Source organism: Ruegeria atlantica, from assembly GCF_013032505.1.
Taxonomy (GTDB): domain Bacteria; phylum Pseudomonadota; class Alphaproteobacteria; order Rhodobacterales; family Rhodobacteraceae; genus Ruegeria; species Ruegeria atlantica_F.
Map to the genome: position 1 here is coordinate 87,070 of NZ_WQCG01000009.1, position 15,200 is coordinate 102,269.

The window sequence follows — 15,200 nt, forward strand, 5'->3', positions numbered from 1 at the left end:
TTTGCGAAAGATGTCCTGAAATTTCGACGTATTTTATTGCCAGAATGCGTCAATCGCAAATCAAACCGGCAGAAACATGCAAGAATCAGCCATTGCAGGTTTGCCCAAGGCTGCATGGCGCGCTATGCCGTAGGGCGACACAATAATCAGGTCGATCATGACGCGTATTCTCACATTACTGTTTCTTTGCTTTGTTGCGCTGGCTGCATGTACCCCAAGCAGCACCCCGACATATGGGGCCGATGGGCGCCCACTGCCGACGGTTTACAAGATCCGAGGAAACCCGGAAAAACTCCAGTTCCGGATGCTGGATTCCGTGAATGCACTGCGCCAGGCGCAGGGTCTACAATCGGTTCAGCTAAATTCGCAGCTGAACGCTGCGGCCGCGACTCACTCCAAGGACATGGCGCGTCAAAACCGCCCCTGGCACTTTGGTTCGGACGGATCGTCCCCCATAGATCGAGCGCAACGCGTTGGATATTATGGAACGTTCCTGGGTGAGGCAATTTCGGAAACCTATGAGACCGAAACCGAAACCTTAGCCGCCTGGATGCAGGAACCCGGCCCACGTGCGGTGATCCTGGATCCCAAAGCCACACAAATGGGCTTTGCCTGGCATCAGGAAGGCGGCGGAAAAATTTGGTGGACGCTGGAAATGGGATCAGGCGGGTAACCAAAAGCCGTTTCGAACAAAAAAAGAGCCCCCGGTTTTCGGGGGCTCTTTTTTATTCTGGTTGGTTCAAGCGGCCTGCATGGACTGCGCTTCGGTCAGAATCGCATACAATTTGACCGGATCAGGGTTTGCCCGCAGCTTGGTACACACAGATGTATCGCGCAGTGTCCGGGACACCAATGCTAGCGCCTTAAGGTGGTCCACACCCGCTTCTTCGGGCGCGAAAAGCGCAAAAGCAATATCAACCGGCTGGCGGTCGACTGATCCAAAATCGATCGGTTTTTCGAGCATGACAAATACACCCGAAACCGATTCTAAATCTCCCAGCCTGGCATGCGGCAATGCCACACCATGACCAACCCCGGTTGGGCCTAGGCTTTCGCGCTCCAGCAAGCAATCGACCACTGTCTGCGCATCCAGGTGCAAAGTCCCGGCGGCGACATCGCCAATCTCCTGAAACAACCGCTTCTTGCTAGAAGCGGCGGACAACACACGTACTGCTTCGGGCTTTAAAATGCTCGAAAGCTCCATCATCACGCTCCATGGCGAAGCCCCTGCCTTTGCAGGGGCGTGCCTTGCTAGTCTTGCCTGTTACGGATCAATCCAGCCGATATTCCCGTCTTCGCGACGGTACACGACATTCAATCCGTCCTTGTTTTCGTTCCGGAACACCAGCACCGGTGCGCCGGCAAGTTCCATCTGCATGACCGCCTCTCCTACACTCAGCGATGGGATCTTGGTTTCCATCTCAGCCACGATCATGGGCTGCAGAGTATCGGGTTCGTCAGCCGTCTCCGATTCGTCAGAGGCGAGGATATATGACGACGCTCCGAAGAGTTCAACAGGCTCAGAACGATCCTTGTGGTGGTCCTTCAGGCGGCGCTTGTAGCGACGCAATTGCGTCTCCATCTTGTCGCAGCATCCCTCAAACGCCGCGTAAATCTCGGTTGCATGTGCCTTCGCCTGGGCAGTCAGGCCAGTCGAAAGATGCACTGTTGTTTCGCATACATATTCATGCGCTGAACGGGAAAAGACGACGTTGGCATCTGTCGGACGCTGGGCATATTTGCCCACGACCTCGCCCAGTTCGGTCTGCACGTGTGTCTGCAGGGCCGCACCGATGTCGATCTGTTTTCCGCTGATTTGGTAACGCATGTGATCTCCTTCACAATTCACACCCATTTCTGACGTCACGTAATGCGACGCGCTTGTTTTTATCGGGTGGGGGACATCGGCAAATCCTGCGGTAACCGCACCGGCTCCCCTTCCAGGAAGGGGCGTCGTGATCCAGACGGGAACCGAAGAAATGCCATACCCCAATTGAGGCAAGAGACGGCGGAAGAGTCAATCAAAACAGGCGTGTATATACGTGATTTCCGCCATGCTCTCGGCGCAAATCTGCGCAAGCTCATGAAATCCGGAAATTTTCGCCAAGATATACACGACGAACGTTTTCGTTTTCCACCACTTCATCGGGCGTCCCGGACATCAAGACCTGACCGTCATGCAGGATGTAGGCACGATCCACAATTTCGAGCGTTTCGCGTACGTTGTGATCAGTGATCAACACGCCGATTCCACGTTTTTTCAGGTCCGCCACAAGATGGCGGATATCCCCGACGCTGATCGGGTCAACGCCCGCAAAGGGTTCATCCAACAGCAGATATTTGGGATCCGCCGCCAAACAACGCGCAATCTCAACCCGGCGGCGTTCACCGCCCGACAGGGCCAATGCGGGTGCGCGGCGCAGGTGCTCGATTGAGAAATCAGACAACAATTCTTCCAACCGTTCCTTGCGACGGTGGGCATGTTTGACGGTTATGTCCAAAACAGCGGCAATGTTGTCTTCAACACTCATACCACGGAAAATCGACATTTCCTGCGGTAGATAGCCGATTCCAAGTCGTGCGCGGCGATACATGGGCAACGTCGTAACAACCTGACCGTCAATCGTAACGGTCCCCGCTTCGGGGAACACCAGACCTGCAACCGAGTAGAATGTTGTGGTCTTGCCCGAACCGTTCGGCCCCAGCAATGCCACCACCTCGGACCGGCCCAACGTCATCGAGACATCACGGATTACAGTCTTTTTGCGGTAAGACTTACGGAGTTTCTCGATTTTCAGTCCAGAGGCGCCTTCGGACACCGTCAGGTTTGGCTGGGCCATCAGTTGGCCCCCTGTTGCAGGATGGTCTTTACGTTGCCGGTCATTGTCGCCTTACCGGTGGTCAGATTGGCGTTCATCTGGTCGCCACTGATCGTGCTGGGTCCTTGCAACAACAAAACGTTGCCCTTCATGACGATCTCGCCTGAGTCGATGGTGTATTCCGCCCAATCGCCTTCAGCCGCGTCTGGCGGGCTGACCAGAACCACATCCTCGGTCGCTTCCATGCGCTCGATGCCCGAACGTTCTTCGTTATAGATGACAAGCACGCGTTCTGCGGTCAGACGCATTTCGCCCTGAATCACGATCACGTTGCCCAGAAATTCGGCCGAGCCATCTTCCTGATTTACGTTCAGCTTTTCCGAGGTCACCTCAACCGGCAGGCTGGGGTCAGCATTCGCTGAGCCAAACGCGACCTGAGTTTCCTGCGCGGACGCAGAGATCGCACCGGTTACCAGAGCACAGCTTACAAGGGCTAAACGAAAATAGAACACAGGTTATCTTTCTGCTTTTTCTGGCTCATACACCAACTTCACGCCATCTGTAAAAATAATATGGACCGGTCCATCTTTTTTTTCAGTCCCGAATGTCATTCTGCCCGCAGTAAAATCACCGATAATACCAGTTCCGTCGACCTGACCTGGCGTATCGCCCTGTATTTCATCCAGCGCAGTGTTCAACAAATCGGTCCTAACGACGATGCCGTCCGTAGTTGTTATAACCACATCGCCAATAAAGGTAGCCGTATTCTTGTCCGGACGGATCATGCCGGAGTTGGAATCCAAAGTAATCACGCCACCGCTCAACAGGCCCATACGCCCCCGAAACTCGGCTGCCGTGGGCGCTTCGCCTTCTGTTCCTTGCGTTGCCCGGCTAGCCTCGATCTGAATATCTTCGCCTTTGCGGGTGGTTCCCTGATAGTTGGGCTGCGTTACCACCTGATCAGCCAAACGTTCATCAATATCCTTCTGACTGAAGGGCACGGACACATTTGTTTCGATACTGCGTGACAGCAGGAACACAGTCGACAGCATCGCGATGGCCACCAACGGCAGCACCACCTTGAAGAACTGAACCCTGCGTGAATGTCCGTCCACCTCTCAACCCTCCGCTTAGCCCAGCCCGACGCGCAGACAGTCGTGGATGTGCAGCAGCCCTTCTGCCTGCCCATGTGCTTCGGGATCAACCACGAACAACGAAGTGATTTTGCGGTCATTCATGATCGCAACCGCTTCTTCCGCCATGGCATTGGGCGAAATGGTCAGAGGATCGCGGGTCATCACCTCTTCAGTGGTCTTGTTCAGCAGACCGTCCATGTTCCGGCGTAAGTCGCCATCTGTGACAATACCCATCAGGCGGCCGGCCTCGTCGGTCACGCCCACGACGCCAAAGCTTTTCTGGCTCATGACCAGCAATGCTTCGCTCATCGGTGTCCCAATGGACACCACGGGAAGATCAACATGCATCAGATCGCGCACAGTAGACAGCTGCGCGCCCAGCTTGCCGCCGGGATGAAAGGCACGGAAATCCTCGGGCTTGAAATCGCGGTACTTCATCAAAGCAATGGCCAAGGCATCGCCCATCGCCAGCGTCAATGTGGTCGAAATCGAAGGCACCATGCCGAAACCGCAGGCTTCGCCCAATGAGGGGATCAGCAAATGCACATCGGCCTGTTTCATCAGCGTGCTTTCCGGCTTGCTGGACAGGCCAATCAGCGGAATGCTGAAACGGCGGGTAAAGGCCAGAAGATTGACCAGCTCCGGCGCCTCACCCGAGTTCGAAATGGCCAAAACCACATCGCCCTTGGACACCATCCCCAGATCGCCATGGCTGGCCTCGGCCGGGTGCACAAAATAGGCGGGTGTGCCGGTGCTGGCGAGTGTCGCGGCGATCTTGTGGCCGATATGGCCCGACTTTCCGATACCACTGATTATGATGCGGCCCGGAGCCTGCAGGATCATCTGCACGGCTTCGGCAAATTGGTCATCCAGGCTTTCGGCCAGCACGTCCAAGGCACGGGCCTCGTCGGTGATGACTTGTCGGGCGGTTCTCAGGAATGCTTCGGTATCGGTCATGAGTGCGCAAAAATATCCGTTTCGGGCCAACCGGCGAGATCCAGTTTCGCACGCATCGGCAAGAATTCAAAACAGGCCTGCGCCATCTCAGTTCGGCCTTCGCGGGCCAAGCGTCCATCCAGCGCCTCGCGTAACTGGTGCAGGTAAAGAACGTCCGAGGCCGCATATTCCAACTGCGCGTTCGTCAGGGTTTCGGCGCCCCAATCGCTCATCTGCTGCTGCTTTGAGATATCGACGCCTATCAGTTCTTGGCACAGGTTCTTCAGCCCGTGCCGGTCGGTGTAGGTGCGAACCAGCCGACTGGCGATCTTGGTACAATAGACCGGGGCCGCTAGCGCACCAAATGCGTGATACATCGCGGCAATATCGAAACGGCCAAAGTGGAAAAGCTTTAGCACGTCAGGGTTTTCCAGCATCGCACACAGGTTCGGGGCCTTGGTCTGGCCTATTTCGACCTGAACAATATGGCTGTCTCCGTCGCCGCCCGACATCTGGATCACGCACAGACGATCGCGATGCGGGTTCAGACCCATGGTTTCGCAGTCGATGGCCACAACAGGGCCCATATCCAACCCGTCCGGCAGGTCGTTTTTGTACAGATGGTTTGCCACGGGGCTTGTCCTTTGTCCGGTATCGCCCCCGAGATAGGAGGTTTGACTCGTAAACTCAACGCCATCCACACTTCTGCGGCAGGGACCCGCAGGTTGTGTTGATCTTATCCCCATGGGGAGGATAGGGTTATTGAATGACGCAGCACAAACACACTTCGCACCCGCAAATCCACGCGCGCCTGAAACGGGCGCACGGGCATCTGGCCAGAGTAATATCCATGCTCGAAGATCAGGCGCCCTGCACCGACATCGCACAACAGCTTTTTGCAGTAGAAAAGGCTATTACTAACGCCAAGCGGGCATTGATCCATGATCATATTGATCACTGCCTGGCACCGACGACCGATGCTAAACACCCGGACGTGGACGACTTCAAAGCCATCACAAAGTATCTGTGAGCGATGTTGAGCGTCCTTAAAAACCGCGTTTACCGCCATTTACTGGCCGCTCAGGTTGTCGCTCTAGCGGGAACCGGGCTGGCAACCGTTGCCTTGGGATTGCTTGCCTTTGATCTGGCCGGTGACGCAGCAGGTATGGTTCTGGGAACCGCACTAACCATCAAGATGGTGGCCTATGTAGTTATCGCCCCGCTCGCCGCTGCATTTGCGGAGCGGCTGGACCGGCGCAAAATGCTGGTGGTTCTGGATCTTGTGCGGGCCGCTGTTGCGGTGTGCCTGCCGTTTGTGACCGAGATTTGGCAGATCTATGTGCTGATATTCCTTCTGCAATCAGCCTCTGCCGGGTTTACCCCAGCTTTCCAGGCAACAATTCCGGATGTTCTGACGGATGAACAGGACTATACCAAAGCTTTGTCGCTGTCCCGGCTGGCATATGACCTTGAAAGCCTGCTCAGCCCGGCTTTGGCTGCAGCGCTTTTGTTGATCTTGAGCTTTGATAGCCTTTTCTGGGGCACAAGCCTTGGATTCGTTGCCTCCGCGATCCTTGTTGTGTCGGTTACCCTGCCCTCACCCAAACCAACTGAACGCCGGGGGATTTACGACCGGACGACGCGGGGCATTCGCATTTATCTTGGCGCGACACGGTTGCGCGGATTACTCGCTTTGACGTGGACAGCCGCCGCGCTCAGCGCGATGGTCATCGTTAACACGGTCGTCATCGTGCGCGCCGATCTTGGACTGTCCGAGAGTGCCGTGGCCGTCGCCTTGGCTGGGTATGGGGGCGGCTCGATGCTGGCTGCCTTCATATTGCCCTCACTTCTAAACAGATACGAAGACCGCAGCGTCATGCTTACCGGCGCGGCGCTCGGGACGTTCACAATGGCATTTGCAGCCGGGTTGTTCGCATTAATTCCGATGACCTTGTGGGGTCTTGCGGCGCTATGGGCGGGTGCTGGCCTGGGCTATTCGGCCATCATGACCCCTTCTGGTCGACTGTTGACGCGCACGGCAAGACCCGAAGACCGCCCCGCAGTTTTTGCGGCCCAGTTCACTCTGTCCCATGCCTGCTGGCTGGCGCTTTATCCGCTGGCCGGATGGCTGATGACCTCAAAAGGGACCGAGCACGCATTGATCTGGATGACGATTGCAGCCCTTTTGGGGCTTAGTGTTGCGCCTCTGATCTGGCCGCGGTCCAACCCGGAAACCGCGCCGGGCAAAGATATTGACAAACCTTGAGTATTCCGCGGGCTTTGCACTAAACCTTGGTCCTATGGATCAGCTTGACCGTCGCATCATTTCGGCCCTTCAGCACAACGCCCGCGAATCCACGACCAAGATCGCAGCGAAACTTGGCGTGGCCCGCACCACCGTGCATGAACGCATTCAACGGATGGAAGAGCGCGGCGTTATTGCCGGATACTCGGTGCGTCTGAACGCCCCGGAAGACGCACCGCGCGTTCAGGTCGTTGTCCTGCTTGAGGTTCAACAAAAAGAGACCACACGGATCATCAAGCGTCTTGAAACCTATCCCGAGGTCAAACTCTGCCTGTCGATCAACGGAGAATTCGACCTGCTCTTGTCCGCAGAAGCCCCGAGGATCGAGGATCTGGACATTTTGGTCGACGATCTGGCCAGGATACCCGGCATCCTGCGGACCAATACCAGTGTCGTATTTGGGCGGCGGATCGACCGAAACTGAGTAGTCGATAACTCTCTGTAAACCCTGAAACCGCTAGCTTGGCCGGGACTGATCAGAATCCCGGACCGGCAGAATGCCAAATCGAACGATCTCAGCACTGACCTTTGTGGCGCTGTTGGCTGCGCCGCACGGTTTTGCCATGCCCAGCACCCGAACAGCCCGCGTATGCGATCACGCCGCCCAGCGCGCCGCCCGGGCCGAAGGCGTACCGCTGGATATCATGCACGCCATTGCCCGGGTTGAAACGGGCCGCACGGTGGACGGGGCGCTGCAACCCTGGCCCTGGACGATCAATGTCGAAGGGAAGGGCATTTGGTTCACCTCAGAATTAGAAGCAAAATCATATGTTTTCGGTATCTTCAAAGCAGGCAAACGCAGCTTTGACGTTGGGTGTTTCCAGATCAATTACCGCTGGCACGGCAAGGCTTTCAGGTCGATAGACGCCATGTTCGACCCCGATGAAAATGCAACATATGCAGCGCAGTTTCTGAAAGAGTTGTATGCCGAGCTGGGTTCATGGAACGCCGCCGCCGGCGCCTATCACTCGCGCACACCGGCTTTGGCGAACGCTTACACGGAGCGTTTTCAAACCATTCTGGCCCAGTTGGATGAACAAGCCCCGACCGCATTTGCGTCGCGCGATCCCTTTACCGGGGCCGCAAGCCCGCTGTTTCCGCCCCGGGCAGAGCCTGCCGACACTGGCGCGATGGGGTCTTTGGTGCCGGTGACCAGCGCAGCAACAGCCTTTATCCAGTTCAACTAGGAGCCTCTCGTGCCCAAGATCGACGCCCGTTCGCTATTTTCTCCGACCGTGCTGCTGGCGCTGGCGTTGATGACGGTCATCGTGATGATGATCCTGCCGATGCCCGCTTGGGTTCTGGACGTCGGACTGGCCGCCTCATTTGCACTGGCGATCCTGATCTTTACCCTGACGCTGTTCATAGGACGCCCGCTGGATTTTTCATCCTTTCCGACGATCCTTCTCGCCTCGCTAATGCTGCGGCTATCGCTGAACGTATCCTCGACCAAACTGATCATCGGCCAGGGACATACCGGCCCAAATGCGGCCGGAGATGTGATCGAGGGGTTTGCGAATTTCGTCATGGGCGGCAGCATCTTTCTGGGCCTTGTCGTGTTTGGTGTTCTGCTGATCGTAAATTTCATGGTCATAACCAAAGGCGCGGCCCGTATGGCCGAGGTCGGTGCACGATTTGCGCTGGACGGAATGCCCGGCAAACAGTTGGCCATCGACAGCGATATGTCCGCCGGCGCCATCGACCATCAGCAGGCTAAAGAACGGCGAGAGCGGGAACAGCAGGAAACGACGTTCTTCGGATCCCTCGACGGGGCCTCGAAATTCGTCAAGGGAGACGCAGTTGCGGGGCTGTTGATCACCCTGCTGAACCTCGTGATGGGTCTGATCATGGGTGTGATCGTGCACGGCATGCCCATTTCATCCGCTTTCGAGACCTATGCCATCCTGACCGTCGGCGACGGGTTGGTGTCGCAAATCCCTGCCGTTATCATCTCAATCGCATCGGCTCTGTTGCTGGCCCGAGGCGGGACCCAAGGCGCGACGGACAGCGCGATCTTCTCTCAACTGGGTCGTCACCCTGCGGCGCTGGGCACAGTGGCGATGCTGATGGTGTTATTTGCATTGGTACCTGGCCTGCCCTTTTTGCCCTTCATCCTAGGCGCAGGCGTTCTGGGCTATGCGGCCTATTCGGTGAACCGAAAACAAAAGGCCGAGGCCGACGCGGACCATGCGCCCTCTCCAAAGGATGAAACCCCGGTCTCGCAGGCCATCGGGGACATTCTGGATCTGGACGACGTTCATCTGGAATTCGCCCCTGATCTTGTCAGTATGGTTCTGAACCCCGGCACCGGGTTGGAAGCCCGGATTGCCAACATGCGCACCTATGTCGCCTCCAGCTTTGGGCTGATCCTGCCCGACATCCGCCTGACCGACCAGGCGGAACTGCCGCTGGGAACCTATGTGATCAAGGTGCAGGGGGTCGAGCAGGCCCGCGGTGTCCTCAACCCCGATCTGGTGTTGGCGCTCGTGCAAGACGGCCATGATATGCTGCCCGAAGGCAATGATGTAACCGAACCCGTTTACGGTGCCCCTGCCCGCTGGATTCTGCCCAAGGATCAAGAGGCCGCAGCGCTGAGCGGCGCAACCATCGTCTCACCGCCCGAAATATTGGCGACACACCTGCTAGAAATCATCAAACAAAACTTCACACGTCTGCTGACCCTGAAATCCCTGCGCCGCCTGCTGTCCGAGATGACACGGCTCAGCGACCCGGTTCGGGCTGAAGCCAACCGCAAACTGCTGGACGAACTGATCCCGGACAAGGTGCCAATCGACACGCTACATTCGGTTCTACGTCTGCTGCTGGAAGAGAAGGTCTCGATCCGCAACATGGCCCTGATTCTGGAAAGCGTTGCCGAGGCGCGCCTGACCACAACCCAGCCAGAGGGGATTTGCGAGCTGGTCCGGCAAAGATTGGGGTTCCAGTTGGTTGCCGACATGAAACGGGGCGACGGATCCATTCCGTTGATCCAGCTTGCGCCCGAGTGGGAGGACACGTTTGCCTCGTACCAGATCGACGCGCCCAACGCCGGATTGGATGTGGCCTTGCCGCCGAACCTGTTCAACAGACTGGCAGATGGTGTCGTCGACACTGTCACACAATCCGCCGATCACGGGGTGTTCCCGGCACTCGTGACTTCGACGCGCCGACGGCGGTTGCTGCGTACGATCATGCAAGCGCGGGGCGTGTCGAATCCAGTTCTATCCTTCGAGGAAATCGGGCTTGAGGCGCGACCCGCTTTGGTCGGAACAGTCCCCGCATGATCACCTTGCCACCAGCTTTATTGCCGGAATTGGCCGATGGTCTGTGGCACTTCTGTGCCGTCTTCCTGCGGGTGTCGGCCTTGGTGTCCCTCTTGCCCGCATTTGGGGAACGCAGCATTCCAACCCGCGTCAAGCTGGGGATCGCCACAGCTTTTACGCTGATTGTCACGCCTGCCGTTCCTGCGACCGACCACGGGCAAGGATTGTTGCCGCTGGTGCAGTTGATTGGCACAGAAACACTTGTCGGGCTGGCACTGGGCATTGGATTACGTCTGTTCGTTCTGGCCTTGCAAACAGCTGGATCCATTGCGGCGCAATCGACATCGCTGTCTCAAATTCTAGGTGGGGCCGCTGTCGATCCTGTTCCGGCAATGGGGTATTTGTTGACCCTTGCAGGTCTGGCGCTGGCTGTACTACTGGGCCTGCATATCCGTGTCGCGCAATTTCTGATACACAGCTACGCGCTGTTTCCGATTGGCATTGCCCCACTGGCACCGGATATGTCGCAATGGGGCGTGCAACAAATTGCGCGCAGTTTTAGTCTGGCGTTCAGCTTGGCCATGCCCTTTGTCATCGCATCGCTGATTTATAACCTTGCGCTTGGGGTCATCAACCGGGCGATGCCGCAGTTGATGGTGGCATTTGTTGGCGCGCCCGCGATCACTTTCGCGGGCTTGTTTCTGCTTTTTGCAGGCGCCCCTTTGATCTTGTCGGTGTGGTCCGACGCCCTGTTCGCATTCATGACCAACCCGCTTGAGTTCATAAGATGAATGGTCAGGACGACGACAGTGACAAGTCCTTTGAGGCGACGCCGCAAAAGCTGCAGAAAGCGCGGGAAAAAGGTGAAGTCGCCAAGTCCAACGACCTGTCCGTCGTGGCCTCCTATGTTGGTTTGCTGATTGCCATGCTGGCCGCAGGGCAACTTGCGGTGCAAAGATTGGGTACATTGTTCGCCGTTTTGATTGATCAGGCAGATGATTTTGGGCAATTGCTGACCACCGGCTCGGCCACCGGCCCGGTCGGGGGAATACTGCAGACGGCTTTACTGTCTGTTTTGATCCTCTTTGGCCTTCCCGCTGCCGCTGTTCTGCTCAGCCTAATTTCACAGCGCGCGCTGGTGTTTGCGCCCACCAAACTGAAACCCAAGCCGTCGCGCATATCGATACCGTCCAATGCCAAAAACAAATTTGGGCGCGGCGGGTTGTTCGAATTTGGTAAAAGCTTTGCGAAATTGGTGATCTACTGCACATGCTTGGCGCTTTTCCTGCGGGCCAACCTCAACGAGATTCTGTCGGCAAGTACCGCTCCGGCGCGGTCGTCCGTGATGCTGATGACGAACCTTCTGTTCCGGTTCATGTTCATCGTGATTACGGTCGCCCTGGCCATCGGTGTGGTCGACTACATCTGGCAATACGCCGAGCACATGCGCAAAAACCGGATGTCGCGCAAGGAAATCCAGGATGAGACCAAAGATGCCGAAGGCGACCCGCATATAAAACAGCAACGTCGTCAGCGCGCCCAGGATATCGCAACCAATCAAATGATGGCCGAGGTGCCAAAAGCCGATGTTGTGATCGTCAACCCGACCCACTTCGCTGTCGCGCTGAAATGGTCTCGCACCGCCGGATCGGCACCAGTATGTGTGGCCAAGGGTGTGGATTCCGTCGCAGCTGCTATCCGCGGGGCCGCCGGACAGGCCGGCGTCCCAATCCGCCCGGATCCACCGACGGCGCGTGCTCTGTATGCCACGGTCGAGATCGGACAGCAGATATCTGAGGAACATTACCGACCTGTTGCCGCCGCTATCCGGTTCGCCGAGGCGATGCGCAAACGGGCGAAGGAGCGGATCTGATGAAACGCAAGCAGCTGCAGGATCTGGCAATAGTTACCGAAGCCGCGTTTCAGCGAGAATACCAATCCCTGCGCCCGGTGCTCGAAGCCGAGGCACGGGTACAACACCAATTGGTTCGGCTTGATGCGCAAGTTCAACAAACCCGGCATGATTTGGAGTGTTCAGAAGGTTACCGTGTTACCGGCACAGATGTGCTTTGGAACGGGTGGGAATCGGCGACACGCAGGCAACTCAACACACAGCTTGCCCGGTTACGAGCGCAAAAGTTGACAGCCCTTGCGAACCTGCGCGTCGCGTTCGGGCGCAAACAGGCGGTTTCCAAATTACGCAAGAAACGCCGGTAAAGATTGAGCATAGTCCAATCAATGCCAGCCGATCCGTCACGTGTCTTGACGATTCACACTCATGATCAGGATCTTTGAGACATCGTCACCCAAATCCTTTCGCGCCTCATCTAACAGTGCCTCGCGTAAGACGTCCAGATTGTCTGAATGGGTGAAGTTCCCGTCAAACCCACCGGTATTGGCATGGTCGAACAACACCTGCAAAAAGCGGTCGCGCAGCTTGGGTTCCGAGGCGTAGAAAGGCTCGGCCATGCCGGGAGTGACCTCAAGGCTAAGAGACATGGTGACAAGCGCCGCGATCCGATCCGATTCCACGATCGGGACAACGAATTGCTTGGTCAATTTCAAATACTCATAGGTGCCCTCGCCGTCCGCTTTGTTTCGCTCGCCCGGTTTTTTGCCTGTGGCTTTTGTGTCTTTCTTATTGGGCTTTTCTGTCTTTGAGTCTGCACTCATATCCTTGGCAGTTTCTGCCTTGTTTTCCGAAGGGGCCAGAAACACGCCCGCTGCTATACCGCTACCCAAACCCGCAATAAGAAAAACGATGGGGATCAGTTTTTTCATCACTCTCGTCCCTCAGAATGGCAGAATTGAATCCAGGATTTGCTGCCCGTAGCGAGGCTGTTGAACGTCGGTGATCTGACCGCGGCCACCATATGACACACGCGCCGACGCGATCTTGTCATAGGTAATCTCATTCTGGCGCGAGATATCCTGAGGACGCACGTAGCCGGCAACCAAGAGTTCGCGCAATTCAAAGTTGACGCGCAACTCCTGCGAACCCGAGATCGACAGAACTCCATTCGGCAATACATCAATCACGGTCGCAGCCACCCGCAGGGTCAGCTTTTCCTTTCGCTTCACCGATCCTTTACCTTTGCTGGTCGAGGCAGAGTCGATCGACACGGCTTCGTCCAGCGAGGCACCGTCTGGCAGGTGCTCGGCCGCGCGTTGCGGCAAGCCAAACAAACCCGGCACCTCAAGGCTTTCTGATCCGCTGCGCGAACGGTTCGTGTCGTTCGATATCTCGGCCTTTTCGTCCAATTCGATCACGACCGTAAGGATGTCCCCCTTTTTGATCGCGCGCTGATCTCCCAGTAGGGACTGCTGGCCACCGCTCCAAAGCGACGATTTGTCGACATTGCGCTGCGGCTGCGTGTGCAAGGGCAAACCCGGCCAGAGCATTGCCACATGTTCCGGCGACTCCTCATTCGGCGTAAAACTTGGCGGTTTGCCGAGATGATCCACACGACCACACGCGGTCAAGGCCAGCGCGACAACTAAAACGGTTTTTGATAGTGCAGACATTATTTTACCTCGATCTGGCCGTTCGACCGGATACGTCCGGTGACGGTTGTACGTGACGACAGGTTCATAACCCGGATGCGATCCCCGACTGCCCCACGCCCCAGGGCGCGACCTTCGGCAGTGATGGACAAAGGTCGGCGGTCAAAGACGAGAACGACAAGATCGTTACGATCCACAATTGCCGGCGGACCAACATCGCCCTCGCGGATGGGGCGCCCCGGGTACAAGGCGACACGCGCCTCTTGTCCGATCAGAAAGTCCGCATTGCTCACAGCGTTAGGAACCATTTGATCCTTGGTTTCCAGGTCAGCAGCGGAAATGATTTCTTTGGCACGAATGGTGCGTTTCGACACCACGATTTCAGCCATCGCCGGAATCGGCACCATCAAAGCCAGAACAAAGCCCAGAAACCGCATCACCGCACCTGCGTCGTTGCGCCCATCATCTGATCGACGGCCGATATGACCTTGGCATTCATTTCATACCCCCGCTGAGCTTCGATCAGTTCGGTAACTTCCCGCACCGCATCAACCGAGCTGTCCTCGAGATAACCCTGCCGTAGCGTACCCATCCCGTCCTCTCCGGGTGCGCCTGCCACCGGCGCGCCCGAAGCTTCGGTTTCCTTGAACAGGTTGCTGCCAATCGCCTCGAGTCCCTTGGCATTTGAGAAGCTGGCCAAAGTGAACTCTCCCAGCAATTGGCCTTCTGGCGCGTCATCGAAATAGACGTAAACTTCACCCGCGGGGTTAATCGAGATCGACCGCGCATCGTCTGGAATGGTGATCTCGGGCGCTACGGCAAACCCGTCCGATGTTACGATCAGCCCCTCAGCTGATCGTTTCAGGCTGCCATCGCGGGTAAAACCGGACTGGCCGTTGGGCAGCGTCACTTCCAGATAACCGCGCCCTTCGATGGCGATGTCCAGATCGCTTCCGGTGGCAGACAACGCGCCCTGCGACAGTTGCACGGTCACCGCAGCCGGGCGTACACCCAGACCTAACTGGATACCTGTTGGCAAAACCGTACCATCATTGGCGTTGACCGCGCCTGCGCGTGCCACCTGCTGATAGTGCAGATCGGCAAACTCGGCCCGCCGCGCATTGTAACCCGTGGTGTTCATGTTCGCGAGGTTGTTCGAGATCGTCTCGACCCGCATCTGTTGCGCCGTCATACCCGTCGCTGCGATTTTCAATGCCCGCATTAAAATCCTCCTTAT

At 56.9% G+C, this 15,200-nt stretch carries 20 protein-coding genes; 9 read left to right on the forward strand and 11 right to left on the reverse strand.

What is annotated here, in order from left to right:
• Positions 1–157 precede the first annotated feature (157 nt).
• Complete coding sequence (locus GOW92_RS22075) at positions 158–673, forward strand: CAP domain-containing protein (RefSeq protein WP_170565068.1); 516 nt, start codon at positions 158–160, stop codon at positions 671–673.
• 66 nt (positions 674–739) lie between these two features.
• Here GOW92_RS22075 and GOW92_RS22080 read toward each other — a convergent pair whose 3' ends face one another.
• The 7 genes from GOW92_RS22080 to GOW92_RS22110 form a co-directional block, all read right to left on the reverse strand.
• Complete coding sequence (locus GOW92_RS22080) at positions 740–1,204, reverse strand: PTS sugar transporter subunit IIA (RefSeq protein WP_170565071.1); 465 nt, start codon at positions 1,202–1,204, stop codon at positions 740–742.
• A gap of 60 nt (positions 1,205–1,264) precedes the next feature.
• The gene (gene hpf, locus GOW92_RS22085; RefSeq protein WP_058273067.1) at positions 1,265–1,828 is read right to left on the reverse strand and encodes a ribosome hibernation-promoting factor, HPF/YfiA family; all 564 of its coding nucleotides are present in this window, start codon (positions 1,826–1,828) and stop codon (positions 1,265–1,267) included.
• Between the two features lie 253 nt (positions 1,829–2,081).
• Complete coding sequence (gene lptB / locus GOW92_RS22090) at positions 2,082–2,840, reverse strand: LPS export ABC transporter ATP-binding protein (protein ID WP_170565074.1); 759 nt, start codon at positions 2,838–2,840, stop codon at positions 2,082–2,084.
• The gene (locus tag GOW92_RS22095) at positions 2,840–3,331 is read right to left on the reverse strand and encodes an LptA/OstA family protein (protein ID WP_170565077.1); all 492 of its coding nucleotides are present in this window, start codon (positions 3,329–3,331) and stop codon (positions 2,840–2,842) included. Before GOW92_RS22095 ends, lptB begins: the two co-directional genes overlap by 1 nt.
• A 3-nt stretch (positions 3,332–3,334) precedes the next feature.
• Positions 3,335–3,934, reverse strand: coding sequence for an LPS export ABC transporter periplasmic protein LptC (lptC, locus tag GOW92_RS22100; RefSeq protein WP_170565080.1), 600 nt, complete (start codon positions 3,932–3,934; stop codon positions 3,335–3,337).
• 15 nt (positions 3,935–3,949) lie between these two features.
• Positions 3,950–4,912, reverse strand: a complete 963-nt coding sequence (locus GOW92_RS22105; protein WP_170565083.1) for a KpsF/GutQ family sugar-phosphate isomerase — start codon at positions 4,910–4,912, stop codon at positions 3,950–3,952.
• Complete coding sequence (locus tag GOW92_RS22110; RefSeq protein WP_170565087.1) at positions 4,909–5,523, reverse strand: ribonuclease D; 615 nt, start codon at positions 5,521–5,523, stop codon at positions 4,909–4,911. Before GOW92_RS22110 ends, GOW92_RS22105 begins: the two co-directional genes overlap by 4 nt.
• Positions 5,524–5,657: 134 nt before the next feature.
• On the opposite strand from GOW92_RS22110, the gene GOW92_RS22115 reads away from it, so the two are divergent.
• The 8 genes from GOW92_RS22115 to GOW92_RS22150 all read left to right on the forward strand — a co-directional run bounded on the left by GOW92_RS22115 (position 5,658) and on the right by GOW92_RS22150 (position 12,676).
• A complete protein-coding gene (locus GOW92_RS22115) occupies positions 5,658–5,921 on the forward strand; it encodes a metal-sensing transcriptional repressor (protein ID WP_170565090.1) in 264 nt (87 codons plus the stop codon).
• Between the two features lie 3 nt (positions 5,922–5,924).
• A complete protein-coding gene (locus GOW92_RS22120) occupies positions 5,925–7,157 on the forward strand; it encodes an MFS transporter (RefSeq protein WP_170565093.1) in 1,233 nt (410 codons plus the stop codon).
• Positions 7,158–7,191: 34 nt separating this feature from the next.
• A complete protein-coding gene (locus GOW92_RS22125; protein WP_170565096.1) occupies positions 7,192–7,620 on the forward strand; it encodes an Lrp/AsnC family transcriptional regulator in 429 nt (142 codons plus the stop codon).
• 73 nt (positions 7,621–7,693) lie between these two features.
• Complete coding sequence (locus GOW92_RS22130) at positions 7,694–8,383, forward strand: transglycosylase SLT domain-containing protein (RefSeq protein ID WP_368040316.1); 690 nt, start codon at positions 7,694–7,696, stop codon at positions 8,381–8,383.
• A gap of 9 nt (positions 8,384–8,392) precedes the next feature.
• Positions 8,393–10,480, forward strand: coding sequence for a flagellar biosynthesis protein FlhA (flhA, locus tag GOW92_RS22135; protein ID WP_170565099.1), 2,088 nt, complete (start codon positions 8,393–8,395; stop codon positions 10,478–10,480).
• Positions 10,477–11,250: a flagellar biosynthetic protein FliR gene (locus GOW92_RS22140; protein WP_170565102.1), complete on the forward strand. Its 774-nt coding sequence runs from the start codon at positions 10,477–10,479 to the stop codon at positions 11,248–11,250. Before flhA ends, GOW92_RS22140 begins: the two co-directional genes overlap by 4 nt.
• Positions 11,247–12,332 carry a flagellar type III secretion system protein FlhB gene (gene flhB / locus GOW92_RS22145; RefSeq protein ID WP_170565105.1) on the forward strand — a complete coding sequence of 362 codons (1,086 nt, stop codon included), beginning with the start codon at positions 11,247–11,249 and terminating at the stop codon, positions 12,330–12,332. The genes GOW92_RS22140 and flhB overlap by 4 nt, the downstream gene beginning before the upstream one ends.
• Entirely contained in the window at positions 12,332–12,676 is a 345-nt protein-coding gene (locus tag GOW92_RS22150; protein ID WP_170565107.1) for a hypothetical protein, read from the forward strand. The genes flhB and GOW92_RS22150 overlap by 1 nt, the downstream gene beginning before the upstream one ends.
• Before the next feature lie 36 nt (positions 12,677–12,712).
• On the opposite strand, the gene GOW92_RS22155 is transcribed toward GOW92_RS22150, so the two are convergent.
• The 4 genes from GOW92_RS22155 to flgG are packed head-to-tail and all read right to left on the reverse strand — an operon-like array spanning position 12,713 to position 15,185.
• A complete protein-coding gene (locus GOW92_RS22155) occupies positions 12,713–13,240 on the reverse strand; it encodes a flagellar basal body-associated FliL family protein (protein ID WP_170565109.1) in 528 nt (175 codons plus the stop codon).
• A gap of 12 nt (positions 13,241–13,252) precedes the next feature.
• On the reverse strand, positions 13,253–13,984 hold the full coding sequence (flgH, locus tag GOW92_RS22160; RefSeq protein ID WP_170565110.1) for a flagellar basal body L-ring protein FlgH: 732 nt from the start codon (positions 13,982–13,984) through the stop codon (positions 13,253–13,255).
• Positions 13,984–14,400: a flagellar basal body P-ring formation chaperone FlgA gene (gene flgA / locus GOW92_RS22165; protein ID WP_170565111.1), complete on the reverse strand. Its 417-nt coding sequence runs from the start codon at positions 14,398–14,400 to the stop codon at positions 13,984–13,986. The genes flgH and flgA overlap by 1 nt, the downstream gene beginning before the upstream one ends.
• Entirely contained in the window at positions 14,400–15,185 is a 786-nt protein-coding gene (gene flgG / locus GOW92_RS22170) for a flagellar basal-body rod protein FlgG (RefSeq protein WP_170565113.1), read from the reverse strand. The genes flgA and flgG overlap by 1 nt, the downstream gene beginning before the upstream one ends.
• Between the last annotated feature and the right edge of the window lie 15 nt (positions 15,186–15,200).